Source organism: Idiomarina sp., from assembly GCF_048260185.1.
Lineage (GTDB): Bacteria > Pseudomonadota > Gammaproteobacteria > Enterobacterales > Alteromonadaceae > Idiomarina.
The window spans coordinates 333,894-350,430 of the sequence record NZ_JBLXHB010000001.1; the positions used below are offsets into that span (position 1 = coordinate 333,894).

Here is a 16,537-nt window from a genome sequence, read left to right on the forward strand (position 1 = left end):
TATGACTATAAAGGATGTCTCCTTTGAACGAGAGCGCCCCGATGTTTGCGGCGATGCTCATCCAAAGGCGTTATTAAAAGCAATTCAGGAAGATGGTGATTACTTGCTGAACTTGTCGAATCAGCATGTAGTGTCTGCTGATCAGTTTTCGCAGCTGGGCATGCTGCAACTGTTCCGGCTTGCTGCAAAGTACGAGGCTAATCCTCGTCGTTTTAGTACCTCATTACAGGGCAAAATTTTAATCAGCGCGTTTTACGAGCCAAGTACTCGTACTCGTTTGTCATTTGAAAGTGCCTGGCACCGTCTGGGCGGCGATATTATGTCAATTACGGATCGTTCTACTACCGGCATAGCCAAAGGCGAACGTTTAGCCGATGTGGCTGAAATGTTTAATAACTATGGTGATTGCGTGGTGTTGAGGGACAATAATGAAACCTCACTGGAAGAGATGATCGATTCGCTGCGCATTCCCATTATTAATGCGGGTAATGGTTCAGATGAACACCCGACTCAGGCGCTTACGGACATGTATGCACTGTTTAAATGGCGTCCCGATTTAGTCACGGACGAAGCCGATAAAGCGCCGATAAAAATTGGCATTATTGGTGTGCCAAATAAAATGCGCACCGTGCGTAGCTTTATTAAATGTTTAGTAAAGTTTCCAAAAGCAATTGATGAAATTGTCATTATTCATGACGAGGAATCGTCGACTCAGCTGTTTGGAAGTGAGCAACGAGAACAGATTGAGCAAGCCGGAATAAAGATTCGTACGACCCGGGATTTAGAGCAGGTACTACCAGAGCTCGACGTGGTTTATATCAACGCGATTTCGTGGGAAGGTGATACCTTTAGTACTTATGGCAGTGAGTTTCACTTAACGGCGCAGTCTCCGCTAAAAGACAGCGCTATTATTTTACACCCTTTAGCGCGCGGTGAAGAATTATCCGCCGATCTCGACCATACGCCTCATAACTGGTATTTCAGCCAGGCACGGGGTGCGGTGTTTTTACGTATGGCGCTACTGACCTGTATGGTACAGCGAGCTGAACGCGTCATTGATGTCGTCTGATACGAGGAAAAGCAAAGAATGTGCGGAATTGCTGGCGTTTTTCATCATCAAACGGAAAGAGCGATTGAACCCCAAATCTTAGTGAATATGGCTGCGATAATGCATCATCGTGGCCCCGACGGGTTTGGTTATGAAGTACAACAAGACTATGGCGTTGGATTTAGTCACGCCCGTTTATCCATTATCGACCTGGATGAAAAGCGAGGTCGGCAACCTTTTATATCAGCCGATAAAAGACTGATGCTGACCCATAACGGTGAGTTTTACGACTTTAAACGCATACGTGCGGATTTAACCGCTCGTGGCGCACGGTTTAACAGTAAAAGCGACTCTGAAATTGTTCTTCACCTGTTTGAGCGTTACGGACTGGAGGACACCCTAAAGGAGCTTCGTGGAGAGTTTGCTTTCGGCCTGTTCGATGCCGAAGACGAAAGCCTTTACCTGGTGCGCGACAGATTTGGAATTAAGCCTTTATACTGGACGGAAACCGAGCACGGTGTGGTGTTTGGCTCTGAGCTGAAAGTGTTGTTTGCTCACCCGGACGTTAAACGGGAGTTTTCGGCAGAGGGCTTATACCACCAACTGATTCAAGTGATGGTGCCGGGCTCTACGGCTTTTGAAGGGATTAATCAGGTTCAGCCGGGTTATGTGGTTAAGTTGCAGCGTAAAAATGGCAAAGTGGTTGCAACAGAACATAAGTACTGGGATGTCGATTTTCCGCCGGAAGAGAGCTATCCGGGCGCCGATGTTGACGAAGAATCTTATATTGAAGGGGTTCGCGCTAAGCTACTGGAAGCCGTTCAGCACCGAATGACAGCCGACGTACCTGTCGGTTGCTATTTGTCCGGTGGTATTGATTCATGTGCCATTCTGGGACTTGCATCCGCCTCAACCCAGACTTCGGTAAAAGCCTTTACCATAGGTTTTGATTCTGCCGACTACGATGAGACACCTATCGCCGAAGAAATGGCTGAAGCCACTCAGGCTGATCACCATATTATGCGGCTGAAAGCCGATGACCTCTATGACCATTTTGTGAAAACCTTATGGCATACCGAGCGAACAATATACAACACTCTGGGTGTAGCCAAGTACTTAATGAGTAAAGAAGTACACGAGGCGGGTTATAAAGTTGTGATGACAGGTGAGGGTTCCGATGAGCTCTTTGCCGGTTACCCGGCTTTTAGAAAAGACATGTTCCTGCATGGACTCGACCATTTACCGGAAGTAGAGCGGGTTGAATGGCAGGAGCTGTTGGAGAAAAACAATAAACTCTTTAAAGGCGCTATGTTGGCTCGCGAAGAGTTTGTCAGCGAAGCTTTTAACCAGAAAATGGGCTTCACTCCAAGCTGTGTGCAGCCGTGGCTGTCGTGCTCATCGGTTGCGCTGCCGCTTATGTCGGAGAACAAGCGAAAACAGGTTGAAGGCTATGACCCCAGCCTGGCTATTGCCAACACGCTTGATAAAGACATGCTGGATGGTCGGCATCCGCTGGACAGAGCTCAGTATGTCTGGATTAAAACCATGCTTGAGGGGCAAATTCTGACCTGGGGCGGCGACCGGGTGGATATGGCTAATTCAATGGAGGCGCGCCCGGCATTTTTAGATCACCACTTGGCGGAATACGCTTTCACTGTGCCGCCGCACCTGCGTATTAAAGGCAATAAAGAAAAATATGTGTTGCGTGAAGCCATGAAAGGCTTGTTGCCGGAAACGCTGTATAAACGTGAGAAGTTCGCTTTTATGGCACCGCCGGCGCACACCGACCCGGAGAAGTGGAAAGCTGTTGAGAAGCTGGCGGAGCAATTCCTGAATGCTGAGGCAGTTAAGTCAGCCGGTTTGCTTGACTACGACGAAGTGGTGCGGACCTTTGAACGGCATCAGGATGAGAATGTTCCGAATGAAGAGCGTGTGCAGCTTGATGCCGTCATCAACCATATGCTTGGTGTTCAGGTGCTGCACCATCATTTTGTAGCTACTGATGTGCCCGCGCAGGCTCAGCAGCGTGCTACTGAGCTGGGCTGGACAGCCTAATTATTTTTGCTTAGCTAATCACCGGTGACTGCAGGAATGTAGTCACCGTACCCTTCTTCCTCCATTTCTTCTAAAGGAATAAAGCGCAGCGCCGCCGAGTTCATGCAATACCTTAAACCGGTAGGCTGAGGGCCATCCTTAAAGACATGGCCTACATGAGAGTCTGCTTTGCGGCTACGAATTTCAGTACGGGTGTAGAACCAGCTGCTGTCATCCTTTTCTACTACCGCGTCTGGGCTTATGGGCTTAGTAAAACTTGGCCAACCGGTACCCGATTCGTATTTATCTGCTGAAGAGAAAAGTGGCTCACCACTTACTACATCTACATAAATACCCTTGCGATCATTGTCCCAGTAGCGGTTATCGAAGGCGGGTTCCGTTTGGTCTTCCTGAGTCACAGCATACTGAATATCCGTTAGGCGTTTTTTCAGTTCGCTGTCACTAGGTTTAACGAAGCTTTGCTGCTCAGATGTACCTGTCGGGTTGTCATTCGTAAATTGCTGATAGTCAACGTCCGAGGTATCGCCCCAATGCTTCTCGACAAAGTCGTAACGCCCCGAGTTGTAGGTATAAATACGGTAGCGAACGGGGTTCTTGTCGTAATAGTCCTGATGGTATTCTTCAGCTTTGTAGAAGCTCTTAAAGGGTGTTATTTCAATAACCACCGGGTCAGGGAAGGGGCCATTTTTATCCAGCCATTCGCGCGACTCCATAGCTATGCGCTTTTGTTCATCATTATGATAAAAAACAGCGGGGCGATACTGTTTACCGCGGTCAACAAACTGTCCGTCGTTGTCTGTCGGGTCACTGATACGCCATAACTTCTGAAGTAATGCCGCGTAGCTTACGACATCCGGGTTGTAGTATATCTGGGCTGCTTCCGTATGCCCGGTTTTACCTGCTGAAACCTCTTCGTATGTCGGGTTGACTTCGTCACCTCCGCTGTAGCCAGAAATGACTTCCCGGACTCCGGGCATTTTCTCGAAAGCTTCTTCAACACACCAGAAACAGCCGCCGGCAAAAGTCGCGACTTTTTCATTTTTTTGCTTTGTTGGCTCGCTATTCTGTGCCATGCTGAAACAAGATACTAACAAACCGACAATAACAATTATAAGGCGAAACGACATAGTGTTCTCCAACCAAAGGTGGTGTTTAGTTATAGACCGTTCAATATGAAAAAGATTACTTGGTTAGCTTTTATTTTTAGTCTTGGTTGCCAGTCAGCTACAGCAGCTCAACAAGCTGATGAAGAAGATGGTATGTGGCTGGACAGTTTCCGCAGCGGGCTTGGAACCTCGGTAGATGCAACCGCGCGTTGGTTTGACGGCTTGTTCGGAAATGAAAGCATTAATCAATATGAACGTTCATATGGGCGGCTTTCGGTTGCGCCGCAATGGGATCAGTACGATGGCTTTGAAGTTAAGTCGCGTTTTAGAGCCCGGGTAACCTTACCTAAGCTAAAAGAAAACGTTTCAGCTTTTATTGGCCGGGTGGATGAAAATGAGTTTCTGGATGATGACTCTACCGGTCGGCCTTCAGTTATTCGTTCTCCACAGTCAGACGAAGAATGGCTAGTGGGCTTAGGTTTCGACCCTGAAATTAACGAAGCGCACCGAGTGTCCTACAGTATAGGGATACGTGGTGGGTTAAGGTTTGACACTTATGCCAGAGCCCGCTATATGACAGGTTTTGTTTTTTCAGGCAATCAGCAAGTTCGTATGCAGTCTTCAGCTTTCTGGCGCGACAGTGACGGCTTTGGTGTTGCACAGAGAGTAGATTATGAAGCCACATTAACTGATACATGGTTATTACGGTGGGCTTCTAAAGGTACTTTTGCAGAAGAAACAGACGGTATTCGCTGGAACAGTACTGCGCGTTTATATCATTTGTATGGGCAGGAAAAAGCCTGGGCGACAGAAACCTGGATAGAGGGCAATACTGACCATGAAGTGCCTGTTCAGGACTATGGATTGCGCTTTCTTAATCGTCAGCGATACTTACGGGAATGGTTTTTTGTGGAAACCTGGGTTGGGTACCACTGGCCTCGCAATCTTATGACGGAACAGCGTAGCGGCCAGTGGTTGGTTGGTGTTGAGTTCGAGGTTCACTTCGGAACCAATAATGCCTACATGCCAGAGCCGGAAAAAACTAAGTCCAGTACTAATGGATCATGGTCAGAAGAGCGGAATGGACCTTCTGCAAAGTATGCCTCATCGCGGTAATCATATAGCTCGGGTTCGTCAGCATTAAAGGGTAGGTGATACACCTCCTGAATCGCGTCTTTAAGTGAGTCGGCAACAAAAACGTGATCTAAAGCCCCGGCCTGACTGTCATAAACGTAAGAATAGTCTTTTGCGCCTGAAGGGTTATAAAAACCATTGTCAGCAAAATAACGCACCGGGTCTTCCTGATAATAAGCGTTAAAGTCACCCAGTAATACCGGGTTTGTTAAAGACTCGCTCTGAATCCATTGCGTTAATTCCCGCGAGGACTGAAGTCTTAAATCGTTCCAGCACGCCTGCCCATCATTTTGATTACTGTTTGGGCTTTCAGAGTCCTCCGGACAACTGCCCTTCGACTTGAAGTGGTTTACCACAACACTGAATTCTTGATCGGTGTTGGTGGCGATAAAGCTTTGCGCAAGAGGAGGGCGACTTCCCCAGGAGAAAGGCCCCTGACGTGTAAATATCGCGTGAGAACTTGGCTTTACACGCTTGGGTTGATAAATAATACCGACAGTAATTTGGTCTGTTCCGATTTTTTCTGCACGCGGCTCAGCTATTGCGTAATCTTTTCCTGACGCTTTCTCCAGTGCCTTGACCAGTTGCATTATTGCGCTGCGCTCACCAAATCCGTCATTCTCAATTTCCATTAAGCCAATAACATCAGCATCAATAGCCGTTAGTGCGGCAACAATTTTTTTCTGTTGTCGTTGCATTTGCTCAGGCGTGTCGGCTCCTCTGGGAGTCGGAAAACCTTGTCCGGCGCCGTTTCCATTAAAGAAGTTCAGTACATTAAAACTGGCGATGCGCAGAGCCTTCTTTGACTTCTCCGCGAGTTGCGGTTGCACAGACGGTGTTTCCAGTTCTAAGTCGTCGGTTGGCTGAATTCGGTAACGGTTATTGAACTGGCTGATAATACCGGAGAAGCTTTTTATGGTAGAGCCGGAACGCAAACTGCTTTGTTCACCATGCTGAAGCTCGGAAAAAGGCAGCGGACGTGGTTCGGTGACATTGCTGTTGTCATCAACCTGCAAGCGATTCAATTCGTTTTCCTGTGCCTGAAGTTTTGCATCTTTTCCCGGCATAACGATTTGAGTCGGCGTCCATAAGCGGCCGCCGGAAATATCGAAAAAACCGTAGCGAGGGTAATTGTAATTGCCTGAAACCGTCAGGCTCTCGCCTTTACTCGCGGATAAAGTGACAGGCATACCTTCTAAGGCTTCAAGCTGGTCAAGTGATTCAACCGGGAGTTTCAGTTCATTTGTCGCAGGAAGTGTTTTTGCTTCACCACAGGTTGTTATATTGGATACCTCAATTAACGAGGTTAATTCCGAACGCTCTTCAACTTGTCCTGCCACTCTTACCCACTCACCATTATTAACTTGTGAATGTTGCTTATTAGTGACTATAAATAAACCTTCTGAGGTGGCGGAGTTTTCATCCATATCCTCAGGCAAACTGTGAATAAAAAAGCCGCCAAGTTGTTCAGATGGCTGCCAGCTCGCCGTAACAATACCGCGCACGGTTACTTGCTTACCAACCTTTGGAGACTGTTCACTGTCTCCCTGCACCTGTGAAATAGGAATAATCTCTTTGTCACTTCCACAGGTTTCTGCAATTGCAGCTCCCGATAAAAGCAGAGCTGGTAATAAGCTAAGTAGTCGTTTATGCATGTTAGTGGTCCAGTTTATGGTAGCTTCCAACTTCAAGTACGGGCGCGGCGTCGAGACGTTCCGCATCCATCATATTGGCAATTCTTTGCATTGACGAGAGCAGCAACGACTGCTCCCATTCATCCAGTGCCTGAAACTTTTCGATAAAATCTTCCTGTAACGGCTGTGGTGCCTTTTCCAGAAGACTAAGCCCCTGTTCAGTCAAATAAAGAGACACACGGCGTTTATCCTGTTCACTGCGGTGCCTGTGGATTAACTGCCGATGTTCAAGGCGCTCGATGACATTAGAGACGGTTGCCGGGCTTAGGTTGATATTTTGTGCAACCTTACTGGCGGTTATACCGTTTGCAGCATTTATTTCACGCAAAATTAGTAACTGAGGCGCGGTTAATCCGGAATACTTATTTAGCTGCTTAGAGTATAAGTCGATGGCGCGAATAACTTTTCTTAAGGCCAGTAGCAGTTCTTCGTACTTTTCCATAATTGCCTCGTAACTTATTAGTATCTTGGAGCCGATAAGTCAGTACGGCGAATTTGAACGACAACCCCGAGTTTGGGGTGATCAAAGTAATGTGTTTCGTGACTTATGACGCGCCGTAACTGAGAAAAATAATAGCTACGTAAATAAGGTGTTTGTTTACTCGCTCCATTAAGAGCATACGCCGCCTGAGTTTCTAAGTTGTTGGCAATACGTTTGATTTCATCTTGTTCGCGTAAGTTGAACTCACCGTCAATATGCAGATAGTTACCGACCAGAAAAATATGCATTAAGCCATCAAATTCCCAGGCGAGCTGAGGGTTCCCGGCTGCCGTGAGAGGCGGGCGAACCGGGGTGTTATCTTTCGGGCTGATAAAGGGAGCGGTGCCGGATTCAATAAGGTTGAACAGGCGTTGGATATTATCCATGCGCTGCTCCTGACCGGCACTGGACAGCGGTGTATCGAGTGGTTCCTGCTCTTTGGGAAAACCATTATAGAAGAAGTCCTTGCCATAGTTTTTGCCGCCAAATAAGCGCATTTTACGACCGACACTCCGGGTAAAAACTGGTTGTCTCCAGGCTAGATGCAACAGCGATTTAGCCTGACCTTTGCGCTCGAGTTCGGTTCTGACTGGAGATAGTTCAAGGGCATCTGCAGGCATCAGGAACGGCTGCGAGGCCTGCTCTATATCGCCACCGGGGCCATCGATAACAACCTCAGTAGAGGCCATTTCAGATAACTTGTGTTCCGGTGCGAATGGGTTACCAGCAATAGGGATCCATTGTTCTTCGTTGTCATACTGACAGGCAATATCAATTTGCCAGTTTTGTTCAGAGAATGCTTCGCAAACAGGCAGAGCGCTGCGAAGAGAGCGATTTTGTCGGCTGTAGTGAGGGGTTAATAAATCCCGGCTTTTATTAACCGCAATAGGCTGCATGGTTAAAGAAAAGTTTTCACCGGACTGATCGGTAGCGGTTTGTTTGAAGACCAGAACTTCAACTTCAAACCAGCGCCAATAATCTTTATTTGCCTGGGCCATAGCATTTACAGACACTAAAGCCGTTAATGCGGTTGCTAAACCCAGTATCGATTTTACACCCCGATGTACCAGCGCCATTTATTCACTCCTGTGTTACGCCGCCTGAGATTGCTCTGCAAACTCGTCTAGCAGAGACTCTACCAGTTTTAAGCGGCTTTGAGTATCTTCCAGTGGTTGACTCAAACGTAAACGGTTTGGCCCGTCCAGCTTATAATAGCTGGGCGCTTTTTGAATTAACCCAATAATTATCTCGGGGTTAATCTTCGTGTCGTCGGCAAACTCAATAATACCGCCCTGGTTACCAATATCAATTTTGCGTATACCTAACTGTTCAGCATTATTGCGAAGCTGTGTCTGTCGAATCAGGTTTTTTGCGGCGTCCGGTAACAGGCCAAAACGATCAATCAATTCAACTTGCAGGTCATCAAGCTCTTTGCTGGTTTCGCAGTTGGCTATTCGCTTATACAAACTTAAACGATTATTGACGTCTGGTATGTAAGCTTCAGGTAAAAGTGCCGGCAGTTTTAAGTCAATTTCAGCACGTTCGTGCAGCAGCTGCGCAAGCGCGGGTTCTTTGCCTTCTTTTAAAGCTTTAACCGCTTGCTCCAGCATGTCCATATATAAAGTAAAGCCAATGCTTTCAATCTGACCACTCTGATCATCGCCCAGCAGCTCGCCGGCACCACGAATCTCCAGGTCGTGAGTTGCCAGCATAAAGCCGGCACCCAGGTCTTCCAACTGAGAAATCGCTTCAAGTCGCTTGTGTGCGTCTTTGGTCATACGTTTAGGGTGTGGCGTCAATAAGTACGCATAAGCCTGATGATGAGAACGTCCGACGCGACCCCGCAACTGGTGCATTTGCGCCAGACCCAGATGATCGGCGCGATCCATAATAATGGTGTTGGCGCTGGGTATATCGATACCGGTTTCAATAATGGTGGTACAGACCAGCACATTAAAACGCTGATGATAAAAATCCGACATAATGCGCTCAAGGTCACGTTCACGCATCTGTCCGTGAGCAACCACAACCCGCGCTTCCGGAACCAGAGCTTCAATATCGGCCGCAGTTTTTTCAATGGTGTCGACATTGTTGTGTAAGAAATAAACCTGACCACCGCGCAGAATCTCACGCAATATTGCCTCACGAACCGTTGGCTCGTCGTATTCGCGGACAAAGGTTTTTACTGCCAGTCGCTTAGCTGGTGGCGTGGCTATAATTGAAAGGTCACGAATGTTGTTCATGGCCATATTCAGGGTTCGCGGAATAGGTGTTGCTGTAAGCGTCAGAATATCTACGTCAGCGCGCAGGCGTTTAATTGTGTCTTTTTGTCTTACACCAAAGCGGTGTTCTTCGTCGACAATGAGCAGACCTAAGTCATGACACTTCACATTGTCCTGTAGTAACTTGTGGGTACCAATAACAATATCGACTTTGCCGTTGGATAAGTCTTCAAGAATGCCTTTTGACTGTTTGGCGGTTTTAAAGCGCGATAGTACTTCAACCCGAATGGCCTGATCAGCAAAACGATCACTGAAGTTTTCGTAGTGTTGCTGGGCAAGTAGGGTGGTAGGAACCAAGACCATAACTTGCTTGCCTTCATTAACCGCAATAAAGGCTGCGCGCATAGCCACTTCGGTTTTACCAAAGCCCACGTCGCCGCAGACCAGTCTGTCCATAGCGCGGGGCTGTTGCATGTCCTGCTTGACCGCATCAATTGCACTCTGCTGATCAATGGTTTCTTCAAACGGAAACCCAGCGGCAAAACGTTGGTAGTCTTCTTCGTTAATGTTAAATGCATAGCCGGGTTTCGCTTCGCGGCGGGCATAAATGTCGAGCAGTTCTGCCGCAACATCACGGACTTTTTCTGCCGCACGTTTTTTGGCCTTGTCCCAGCTGTCGTTCCCCAGTTTGTTTAACGGAGCATGGCTTTCTTCACCGCCACTGTAGCGGCTTAAAACGTTCAGGTTGGCGACCGGAACATAAAGTTTTGCGCCACCTGCGTACTCAATGGTGACAAATTCGGTGGTGACATTTCCGGCATCTAAAGTTGTCAGCCCCTGATAACGACCAACACCGTGGTCCAGGTGAACAACGGGCTGACCGGCTTGCAGTTCTGCTAAATTGCGAATCAGTGTATCGGCACTGACAGTGGCTTTTTGCTGACGTCGACGGCTTTGCACCACTCGGTTACCAAATAATTCGGTTTCGGTAATAAACCAAAGTTTGGCATCGGGTAAATAAAACGAATTAATAATGGGGCTAATGATTAAGCCAATCTGTTGGGTTGGGCATTCATCCAGCCCGGAGCAAAGTCTTACCTGAAAGCCAAGCTTGCTGACAATTTCCCGCAAGGCTTCGCGGCGGCCTGCGCTTTCGGCTGACAGAAGAACTTTTTCACCCTCTGCCAAAGCCTGTTCCAGTTTTGCCTTTAACTTGGCAAACGGCTGTTTTTGCTGATGGTCAGCTGCAATTTCCGTTACAGCCTGTGTCAAAAATGGCGTCGGACCGGGTTGGGCCATTTCTGCCGGTACATTGGCGCGTACCCGACGATATTGTTTGAAACCGGCGTGAATATTATCGACCGGAAGAAACAGCTCATTGGGGTGCAGTAACGGCCGTAAAGGGTCAAACTGACGCTGATCGTAGCGGTGATTAATATCCTGCCACAGCCGCTCCAGGCTCGCCTGAATATTGCCGAAAGTAACCAATACGGTGTCGTCCGGAAGGTAATCAAACAAGCTGGCAGTTTCTTCGAAAAATAACGGCAGATAGTACTCTATGCCACCGGGTAACTGGCCTTTACTGACTTGCTGATACACTGATTCACGCTCAGTGCTTGCCTCAAAGTGCTCACGATAATTTGCGCGAAAGCGTTCGATCGCCGTTTTTGTCAGTGGGAACTCGTGAGCGGGAAGCAAGTTAATGCCGTCTATTGGATCTTTTGATAGCTGAGTCTCAGGGTCAAACGGCCGAATGGTATCGACTTCATCGTCAAAAAAGTCGAGCCGGTAAGGTGTCTGACTGCCCATAGGGTATAAGTCTAAGATTGAACCGCGGGCGCTGAACTCGCCGTGTTCCATTACCTGATTAACATGACGGTAACCGGCATTTTCAAGCTGTTGTCGCAGCTTCAGGCTGTCGAGCTGCTGGCCTTTTTCAATTTGTAACGCCTGCCCCTGCACAAAAGAGGTGGGTGCAATGCGGTGCAACAGGGTGTTGATGCTGACAATCAGTGCCCCGCGCTTGGCATCGGGAAGGCGTGCCAGCACGCTGAGTCGGTCAGAAATAATGTCCTGATGCGGCGAAAAGCTGTCGTAAGGCAAAGTTTCCCAATCGGGGAAAAGCGTAATGTCGTCATGGTATTCGGTGTGCTCACCGGCAAAGTATTTCACTTCCTGTTCTAACCGGTGTGCCTGGTTAGCATCTGCGGTGACAATTAAAACCCGCCCTGGCGTGGCGTCAATTAGCCTCGCTATCGCCATTGCCGGCGAGCTGCCATGCAACTCCTGCCAGGTAAGGTCTTTGTTTGCTGCCGGAGGAAAAGGGGGTCTTAATACAGATGCCTTAGTCATGACTACTCAACTGGTTTGGAAAAACGTCGGTATTATACCGAAATCAATCAGGATTTGGATGACAGGTTGTCGTTTTGTTTTTCTTCGCGGCGTTGTTTGGAACGCTCTTTAAGCTGGCGACTCTGGGCATGAAGACTGGCCCGAATCAATAACTCCTGATCTTCCTCGCGAATTTGAGCAAAGCTGAGAGTGCAACGATAAGTCTCACCTTCGTCTTCTGGTTCTGAGTTTTCAGCTGTCAGATAACAGTAAATTGCCAGAGCTTCCTCTTTAAAAAAAAGTTTTGCCTGAAATGTCTGACCTTCGGTTAGTGGCGACTCATTTATTATGCGAATACCGCCGCCGCCGTATTCAACGCCTTCAAAGCGGTGAGCCGGGTCATCTTCGTTGCGGAGCATGTAGCCCAACAATATGTTCATACGCTTATGTTGCTGCTCTAGAAAAGCGACCAGAGCACTGCCTGACGACTGTTCAACTTTAATGCTTTGCAGTTGTTGCTGATCGCTTTCAGCCATACTGGACGCAATAGTAAATAGTTCCGGAATCTCGGCAATAAACGCGTCTTCGTCAGGGATACTGCCAGCCGAATCCAGCGCAATTAAATTGACCGGGAAACGATCTCTTACGGTGAAGAAATCTCCGATTGGTGATGTCATTGATGTCTGCGATTGCGTCATTGTGTCGGCTTTTAGTTGTCAGGCTCAATACAACTCATTATCCTTGCTCGTTATGAATTAGCAACCATCAAATAATTGAGGGTATATGTTTCAGCCGGTCGTGCTGTTTATTGGCCTGCGTTATAGTCGGGCAAGGCAGGGGTCTGCGTTTACCGCCTTTATCAACCGCTTTGCCTTTGCCGGTATTGCCCTTGGGGTTATGGCTCTGGTGGTGGTCATGTCGGTTATGAACGGTTTTGAAGGCCAATTAAAAGAGCGCATTCTGGGCGCGGTTCCTCAGGTAACGCTAACCGATGCTGACAGCACGACGGAACTGACAGACTGGCGTAAAACCCAGGGACAACTGCCTGAATTAAAAGCTATTAAAGGGTCAATGCCGTATGTGCAAACGCAGGGTATATTGCAGTTTGCAGAAAAGATGTCGGTAGCCAATATACAGGGCATTTACCCGGATGTGGGCGAGATACCTCTTTCGCTTGAAGATAAAATGGTGGTTGGTGACTGGCTCAGTTTAACCTCGGGCAGTTACCACTTGATAATAGGTCAGCGACTGGCGCAAAAACAAGGAATAACCGTTGGCGATAGCATTCGAATTATCGCCGCTCAGGGCGGGGTTTATACTCCTTTTGGGCTGGTGCCGTCGCAGCGCCGCTTTGTCGTTACCGGCTTCTTTTCTATGGGCTCAGAGGTCGATGAATCGGTTGTTTTTGCCCATGGAAAGGACCTGGCTCGTTTAATTCGCTTACCTGAAGGAAAAGTGAGTGGGCTGCAGTTATTTTTAGATGACGCTTTTAAAGCTCCCCAAGTGGCAGAAAGTCTGCGCAATAAAACGCAATTAACGACCAGCGACTGGCGACAAAATTATGGCCAGTTATTTGAAGCTGTGGGCATGGAAAAGCGAATGATGTGGTTAATGCTGGCGCTAATCATTGCGGTTGCTGCGTTTAATACTTTATCGGCCCTTATTATGGTGATAAATGACAAACGACACGATATCGCCATATTACAAACGTTGGGTTTATCTAACGGACGTATACGCACGGTATTTTTATTGCAGGGACTTTATAACGGCGTGCTGGGGTCATTAATTGGCGTTATTCTGGGGCTGGTATTGAGCTGGTATTTGAATGATATTCTGGCTTTATTCGGTGCACAGATCTTCGCCGGATCAGATGAAGGTCTGCCAATTATTATTAACGTGTCTCAGGTTATTATTACCGCGGTTGCCGCAATTACCTTAACTTTGGTGGCAACCTTATATCCCGCATCACAAGCCGCACATGTTCAACCCTCGGAGGCATTACGCTATGACTGACGCGCTGTTGCGTTGCAAAGAATTGAGTAAATCTTATCAGGACGGGGGCGACCAGGTTACCGTTTTAAAAGACATTGATTTTGCTCTGCAAACCGGAGAGATGGTTGCCGTAGTCGGAGCGTCAGGTTCGGGTAAAAGCACCTTGCTGCATTTGTTAGGGGGGCTGGATAAACCCTCATCGGGCCAATTATTTTATAAAGATCAGGAAATGACGCCCTGGAAAGCTGACAAGTTGGCACAGTGGCGTAACCAGAACCTTGGTTTTGTGTATCAGTTTCACCACTTATTACCGGAGTTTTCAGCGTTGGAAAATGTCGCTATGCCGCAACTGATAGCTGGTAAAAGTCCGACGGAAGCTAAACAGCAGGCTGAGCAGCTTTTAGTACGCGTGGGGTTAGAGCATCGGTTGTCGCATCGTCCGGCACAGCTCTCCGGCGGTGAACGTCAACGGGTTGCAATAGCCAGGGCTTTTGTGAATAAACCACAGGTTGTGCTGGCTGATGAGCCAACCGGTAACCTCGATGGTGAAGCGGCTGAGAGTATTTATCAGTTAATGCTGGAGCTGAACCAGGAAATGGGCACGGCTTTTATTGTGGTCACTCATGACTTACAGCTGGCTGAGCAACTGCAGCGCGTAGAAGTTTTAAAAAATGGAATTTTGTATAAGGAGCAAGGCTAATGCAGCTTGCCTGGTTAATAGCCCGACGCTTTCGTAAAGGTATTGCGAAACAGGGCTTTTTGTCGTTTATATCGGTCTCATCCACTATTGGTATAGCGCTTGGTTGCGCGGTTTTAATTGCGGCTTTGTCGATGATGAACGGGTTTAATCAGGTGCTGCAAGAGCGGTTACTGGCGGTTGTTCCGCAGGTCGAGTACAGTGCCGTCGAGGGCGCACTGGAAGACTGGCAGGAGGTTGCGGAAATTGCCCGGCAGCATCCGGAAGTTATAGCGGCGGCTCCGGGAATTAATTCCACCGTCATGGTGCAAACCCAGTCAACTTTTCATGGTATTCAGGTTCGGGGAGTATCTGCAGAGCAGGAACAAAACGTATCGGCCTTATCTGATTATGTAAGCAGCGAAGACTGGCAACGCTGGCAGCAGGAAGGTGGTTTGCTGTTAGGGGCGGGGCTAGCCGATAAGCTGAATTTAGCTGTTGGCGATTCTGTTTCCTTACTTACCCCGGAAAAGTCTGAGCGAGGTTTCCGCTCGCCGGAACGGGTGCGACTGGAAGTCACTGGGTTGTTTAAATTTGGCGGACAAATTGACTATCAAAATGCCTACGTCTCTCTGCAAACGGCTAAGAATGAGTTGAGTTTTGCTAGCGATGTCAGCTCGGTACGCTTGCGGTTAAAGGATGTTTTTTCGGCTCCTGCGGTTGCCCGGGAAATAGGTAACCAGTTGCCAGAATTGGTCTATCTGGATGACTGGACCCGAAGTCACGGTCATTTATATCGCGATATTGAGTTGGTGCGCTGGGTAGTGTATCTGGTTTTGATTCTGGTTATGGCTGTAGCCTGTTTTAATATTGTTTCAACACTCATTATGACGGTAGCGAAAAAGCGCAGCCAAATTGCCATGTTGAAAACCCTGGGTATGAAAGACAAGTCCTTACTGCAATCCTTTGTGTTGCAGGGGTTAATGAATGGTCTTTATGGGGTGGTTATTGGTTGTGCCTGTGGAATACTTCTGGCTCAGTTTTTACCCGATATTATGCTGACACTTGAATCCTGGTTTCACTTTAAAGTGCTTTCCAACGATATCTACTTTGTTGGTGAGGTGCCTTCCGAATGGGCTTGGGGTGACGTTATTCTAGTGGCCAGTGTGGCATTGCTAATGAGTTTGCTCGCCACTATTTATCCAGCCTGGCGGGCGGTCAAAGTGGAACCCGCCAAAGCCTTGCACGAAAGTACTTAATTGCCTTCAGGGTTGCGACGGCGCCAGGCTTTGACCACAGACTGGCGCCAAAGTAAGCGAATACCGATATAACCAATAAAGCTGGATAACGTGCCAAGAATCAAACATCCAAGCAGTAATGCTGGACCGATGGTCGAAATGCTGTGCATTAACCACTCCCAGCTAAGTTCAAAAGCAAAGGGTTGTGGTGGCTCTGCCAGCAGGGCATTGCCGACTAAATAGCACAGATAGAACATTGGCGGCATAGTAATAGGGTTTGAAACCCAGACAAGCCCAACCGAAAGTGGCAGGTTAACGCGAAAAGGAATTGCCGACGCTGCCGCTAATAACATTTGAAAAGGAACCGGTATAAAAGCGCAGAATAGACCGACTGCAAATGCGCCTGAAGCTGACCGTCGGTTTAAGTGCCATAAGTTTGCGTCGTGCAGAAGGCTGCCGAATAAGCGAATCGCTTTGGATTCGCGCACTTTTTGATGATCAGGCATTAAGCGTTTAATGAAGCGTCTGGCCATAATATGACGTTTATTACCTATCCGGTT

General features: G+C 48.0%; 13 protein-coding genes. 6 read left to right on the forward strand and 7 right to left on the reverse strand.

Going from position 1 to position 16,537, the window contains the following annotated elements; genetic code table 11:
- Position 1: 1 nt before the first annotated feature.
- Together ACN0RF_RS01690 and asnB are read left to right on the forward strand one after the other, a co-directional pair.
- A complete protein-coding gene (locus tag ACN0RF_RS01690; RefSeq protein ID WP_011234770.1) occupies positions 2 to 1,069 on the forward strand; it encodes an aspartate/ornithine carbamoyltransferase family protein in 1,068 nt (355 codons plus the stop codon).
- 18 nt (positions 1,070 to 1,087) lie between these two features.
- Positions 1,088 to 3,103: an asparagine synthase (glutamine-hydrolyzing) gene (asnB, locus tag ACN0RF_RS01695; RefSeq protein WP_417437839.1), complete on the forward strand. Its 2,016-nt coding sequence runs from the start codon at positions 1,088 to 1,090 to the stop codon at positions 3,101 to 3,103.
- Between the two features lie 14 nt (positions 3,104 to 3,117).
- Here asnB and msrB read toward each other — a convergent pair whose 3' ends face one another.
- Positions 3,118 to 4,230 (reverse strand): peptide-methionine (R)-S-oxide reductase MsrB, encoded by a 1,113-nt coding sequence (gene msrB / locus ACN0RF_RS01700; RefSeq protein ID WP_417437840.1) that lies wholly within the window; start codon positions 4,228 to 4,230, stop codon positions 3,118 to 3,120.
- Between the two features lie 45 nt (positions 4,231 to 4,275).
- Here msrB and ACN0RF_RS01705 point away from each other — a divergent pair, with 45 nt between their 5' ends.
- Positions 4,276 to 5,325 carry a hypothetical protein gene (locus ACN0RF_RS01705; RefSeq protein WP_417437841.1) on the forward strand — a complete coding sequence of 350 codons (1,050 nt, stop codon included), beginning with the start codon at positions 4,276 to 4,278 and terminating at the stop codon, positions 5,323 to 5,325.
- On the opposite strand, the gene ACN0RF_RS01710 is transcribed toward ACN0RF_RS01705, so the two are convergent.
- From ACN0RF_RS01710 to ACN0RF_RS01730, 5 genes are read right to left on the reverse strand one after another with little or no spacing between them, the layout of a single operon-like run.
- The gene (locus ACN0RF_RS01710; protein WP_417437842.1) at positions 5,229 to 6,998 is read right to left on the reverse strand and encodes an ExeM/NucH family extracellular endonuclease; all 1,770 of its coding nucleotides are present in this window, start codon (positions 6,996 to 6,998) and stop codon (positions 5,229 to 5,231) included. The genes ACN0RF_RS01705 and ACN0RF_RS01710 overlap by 97 nt on opposite strands.
- Position 6,999: 1 nt before the next feature.
- Positions 7,000 to 7,479 (reverse strand): MarR family winged helix-turn-helix transcriptional regulator, encoded by a 480-nt coding sequence (locus ACN0RF_RS01715; protein ID WP_114981205.1) that lies wholly within the window; start codon positions 7,477 to 7,479, stop codon positions 7,000 to 7,002.
- A 17-nt stretch (positions 7,480 to 7,496) separates the two neighbouring features.
- Complete coding sequence (locus ACN0RF_RS01720; RefSeq protein ID WP_417437844.1) at positions 7,497 to 8,594, reverse strand: peptidoglycan binding protein CsiV; 1,098 nt, start codon at positions 8,592 to 8,594, stop codon at positions 7,497 to 7,499.
- Between the two features lie 15 nt (positions 8,595 to 8,609).
- A complete protein-coding gene (gene mfd, locus ACN0RF_RS01725; protein WP_417437845.1) occupies positions 8,610 to 12,092 on the reverse strand; it encodes a transcription-repair coupling factor in 3,483 nt (1,160 codons plus the stop codon).
- Between the two features lie 47 nt (positions 12,093 to 12,139).
- Positions 12,140 to 12,748, reverse strand: coding sequence for a PilZ domain-containing protein (locus ACN0RF_RS01730; protein WP_417437846.1), 609 nt, complete (start codon positions 12,746 to 12,748; stop codon positions 12,140 to 12,142).
- Positions 12,749 to 12,854: 106 nt separating this feature from the next.
- Between ACN0RF_RS01730 and ACN0RF_RS01735 the strand changes: the two genes are divergently transcribed.
- Genes ACN0RF_RS01735 through ACN0RF_RS01745 form a run of 3 tightly spaced genes read left to right on the forward strand, consistent with a single transcriptional unit; the run spans position 12,855 to position 15,998 of the window.
- Complete coding sequence (locus tag ACN0RF_RS01735; RefSeq protein ID WP_417437847.1) at positions 12,855 to 14,084, forward strand: lipoprotein-releasing ABC transporter permease subunit; 1,230 nt, start codon at positions 12,855 to 12,857, stop codon at positions 14,082 to 14,084.
- Positions 14,077 to 14,763, forward strand: coding sequence for a lipoprotein-releasing ABC transporter ATP-binding protein LolD (lolD, locus tag ACN0RF_RS01740; RefSeq protein WP_034821302.1), 687 nt, complete (start codon positions 14,077 to 14,079; stop codon positions 14,761 to 14,763). The genes ACN0RF_RS01735 and lolD overlap by 8 nt, the downstream gene beginning before the upstream one ends.
- Entirely contained in the window at positions 14,763 to 15,998 is a 1,236-nt protein-coding gene (locus ACN0RF_RS01745) for a lipoprotein-releasing ABC transporter permease subunit (protein ID WP_417437848.1), read from the forward strand. Before lolD ends, ACN0RF_RS01745 begins: the two co-directional genes overlap by 1 nt.
- Here ACN0RF_RS01745 and ACN0RF_RS01750 read toward each other — a convergent pair.
- Positions 15,995 to 16,510 (reverse strand): DUF2062 domain-containing protein, encoded by a 516-nt coding sequence (locus ACN0RF_RS01750; RefSeq protein WP_011234758.1) that lies wholly within the window; start codon positions 16,508 to 16,510, stop codon positions 15,995 to 15,997. The genes ACN0RF_RS01745 and ACN0RF_RS01750 overlap by 4 nt on opposite strands.
- Positions 16,511 to 16,537: the final 27 nt, after the last annotated feature.

Coding starts and splice junctions, on each gene's coding strand:
- asnB (WP_417437839.1), top strand. CDS start 1,088: ATGTGCGGAATTGCTGGCGTTTTTCATCATCAAACGGAAAGAGCGATT.
- ACN0RF_RS01745 (WP_417437848.1), top strand. CDS start 14,763: ATGCAGCTTGCCTGGTTAATAGCCCGACGCTTTCGTAAAGGTATTGCG.
- ACN0RF_RS01690 (WP_011234770.1), top strand. CDS start 2: ATGACTATAAAGGATGTCTCCTTTGAACGAGAGCGCCCCGATGTTTGC.
- ACN0RF_RS01720 (WP_417437844.1), bottom strand. CDS start 8,594: ATGGCGCTGGTACATCGGGGTGTAAAATCGATACTGGGTTTAGCAACC.
- ACN0RF_RS01730 (WP_417437846.1), bottom strand. CDS start 12,748: ATGACATCACCAATCGGAGATTTCTTCACCGTAAGAGATCGTTTCCCG.
- ACN0RF_RS01705 (WP_417437841.1), top strand. CDS start 4,276: ATGAAAAAGATTACTTGGTTAGCTTTTATTTTTAGTCTTGGTTGCCAG.
- ACN0RF_RS01715 (WP_114981205.1), bottom strand. CDS start 7,479: ATGGAAAAGTACGAAGAACTGCTACTGGCCTTAAGAAAAGTTATTCGC.
- ACN0RF_RS01735 (WP_417437847.1), top strand. CDS start 12,855: ATGTTTCAGCCGGTCGTGCTGTTTATTGGCCTGCGTTATAGTCGGGCA.
- ACN0RF_RS01710 (WP_417437842.1), bottom strand. CDS start 6,998: ATGCATAAACGACTACTTAGCTTATTACCAGCTCTGCTTTTATCGGGA.
- msrB (WP_417437840.1), bottom strand. CDS start 4,230: ATGTCGTTTCGCCTTATAATTGTTATTGTCGGTTTGTTAGTATCTTGT.
- mfd (WP_417437845.1), bottom strand. CDS start 12,092: ATGACTAAGGCATCTGTATTAAGACCCCCTTTTCCTCCGGCAGCAAAC.
- lolD (WP_034821302.1), top strand. CDS start 14,077: ATGACTGACGCGCTGTTGCGTTGCAAAGAATTGAGTAAATCTTATCAG.
- ACN0RF_RS01750 (WP_011234758.1), bottom strand. CDS start 16,510: ATGGCCAGACGCTTCATTAAACGCTTAATGCCTGATCATCAAAAAGTG.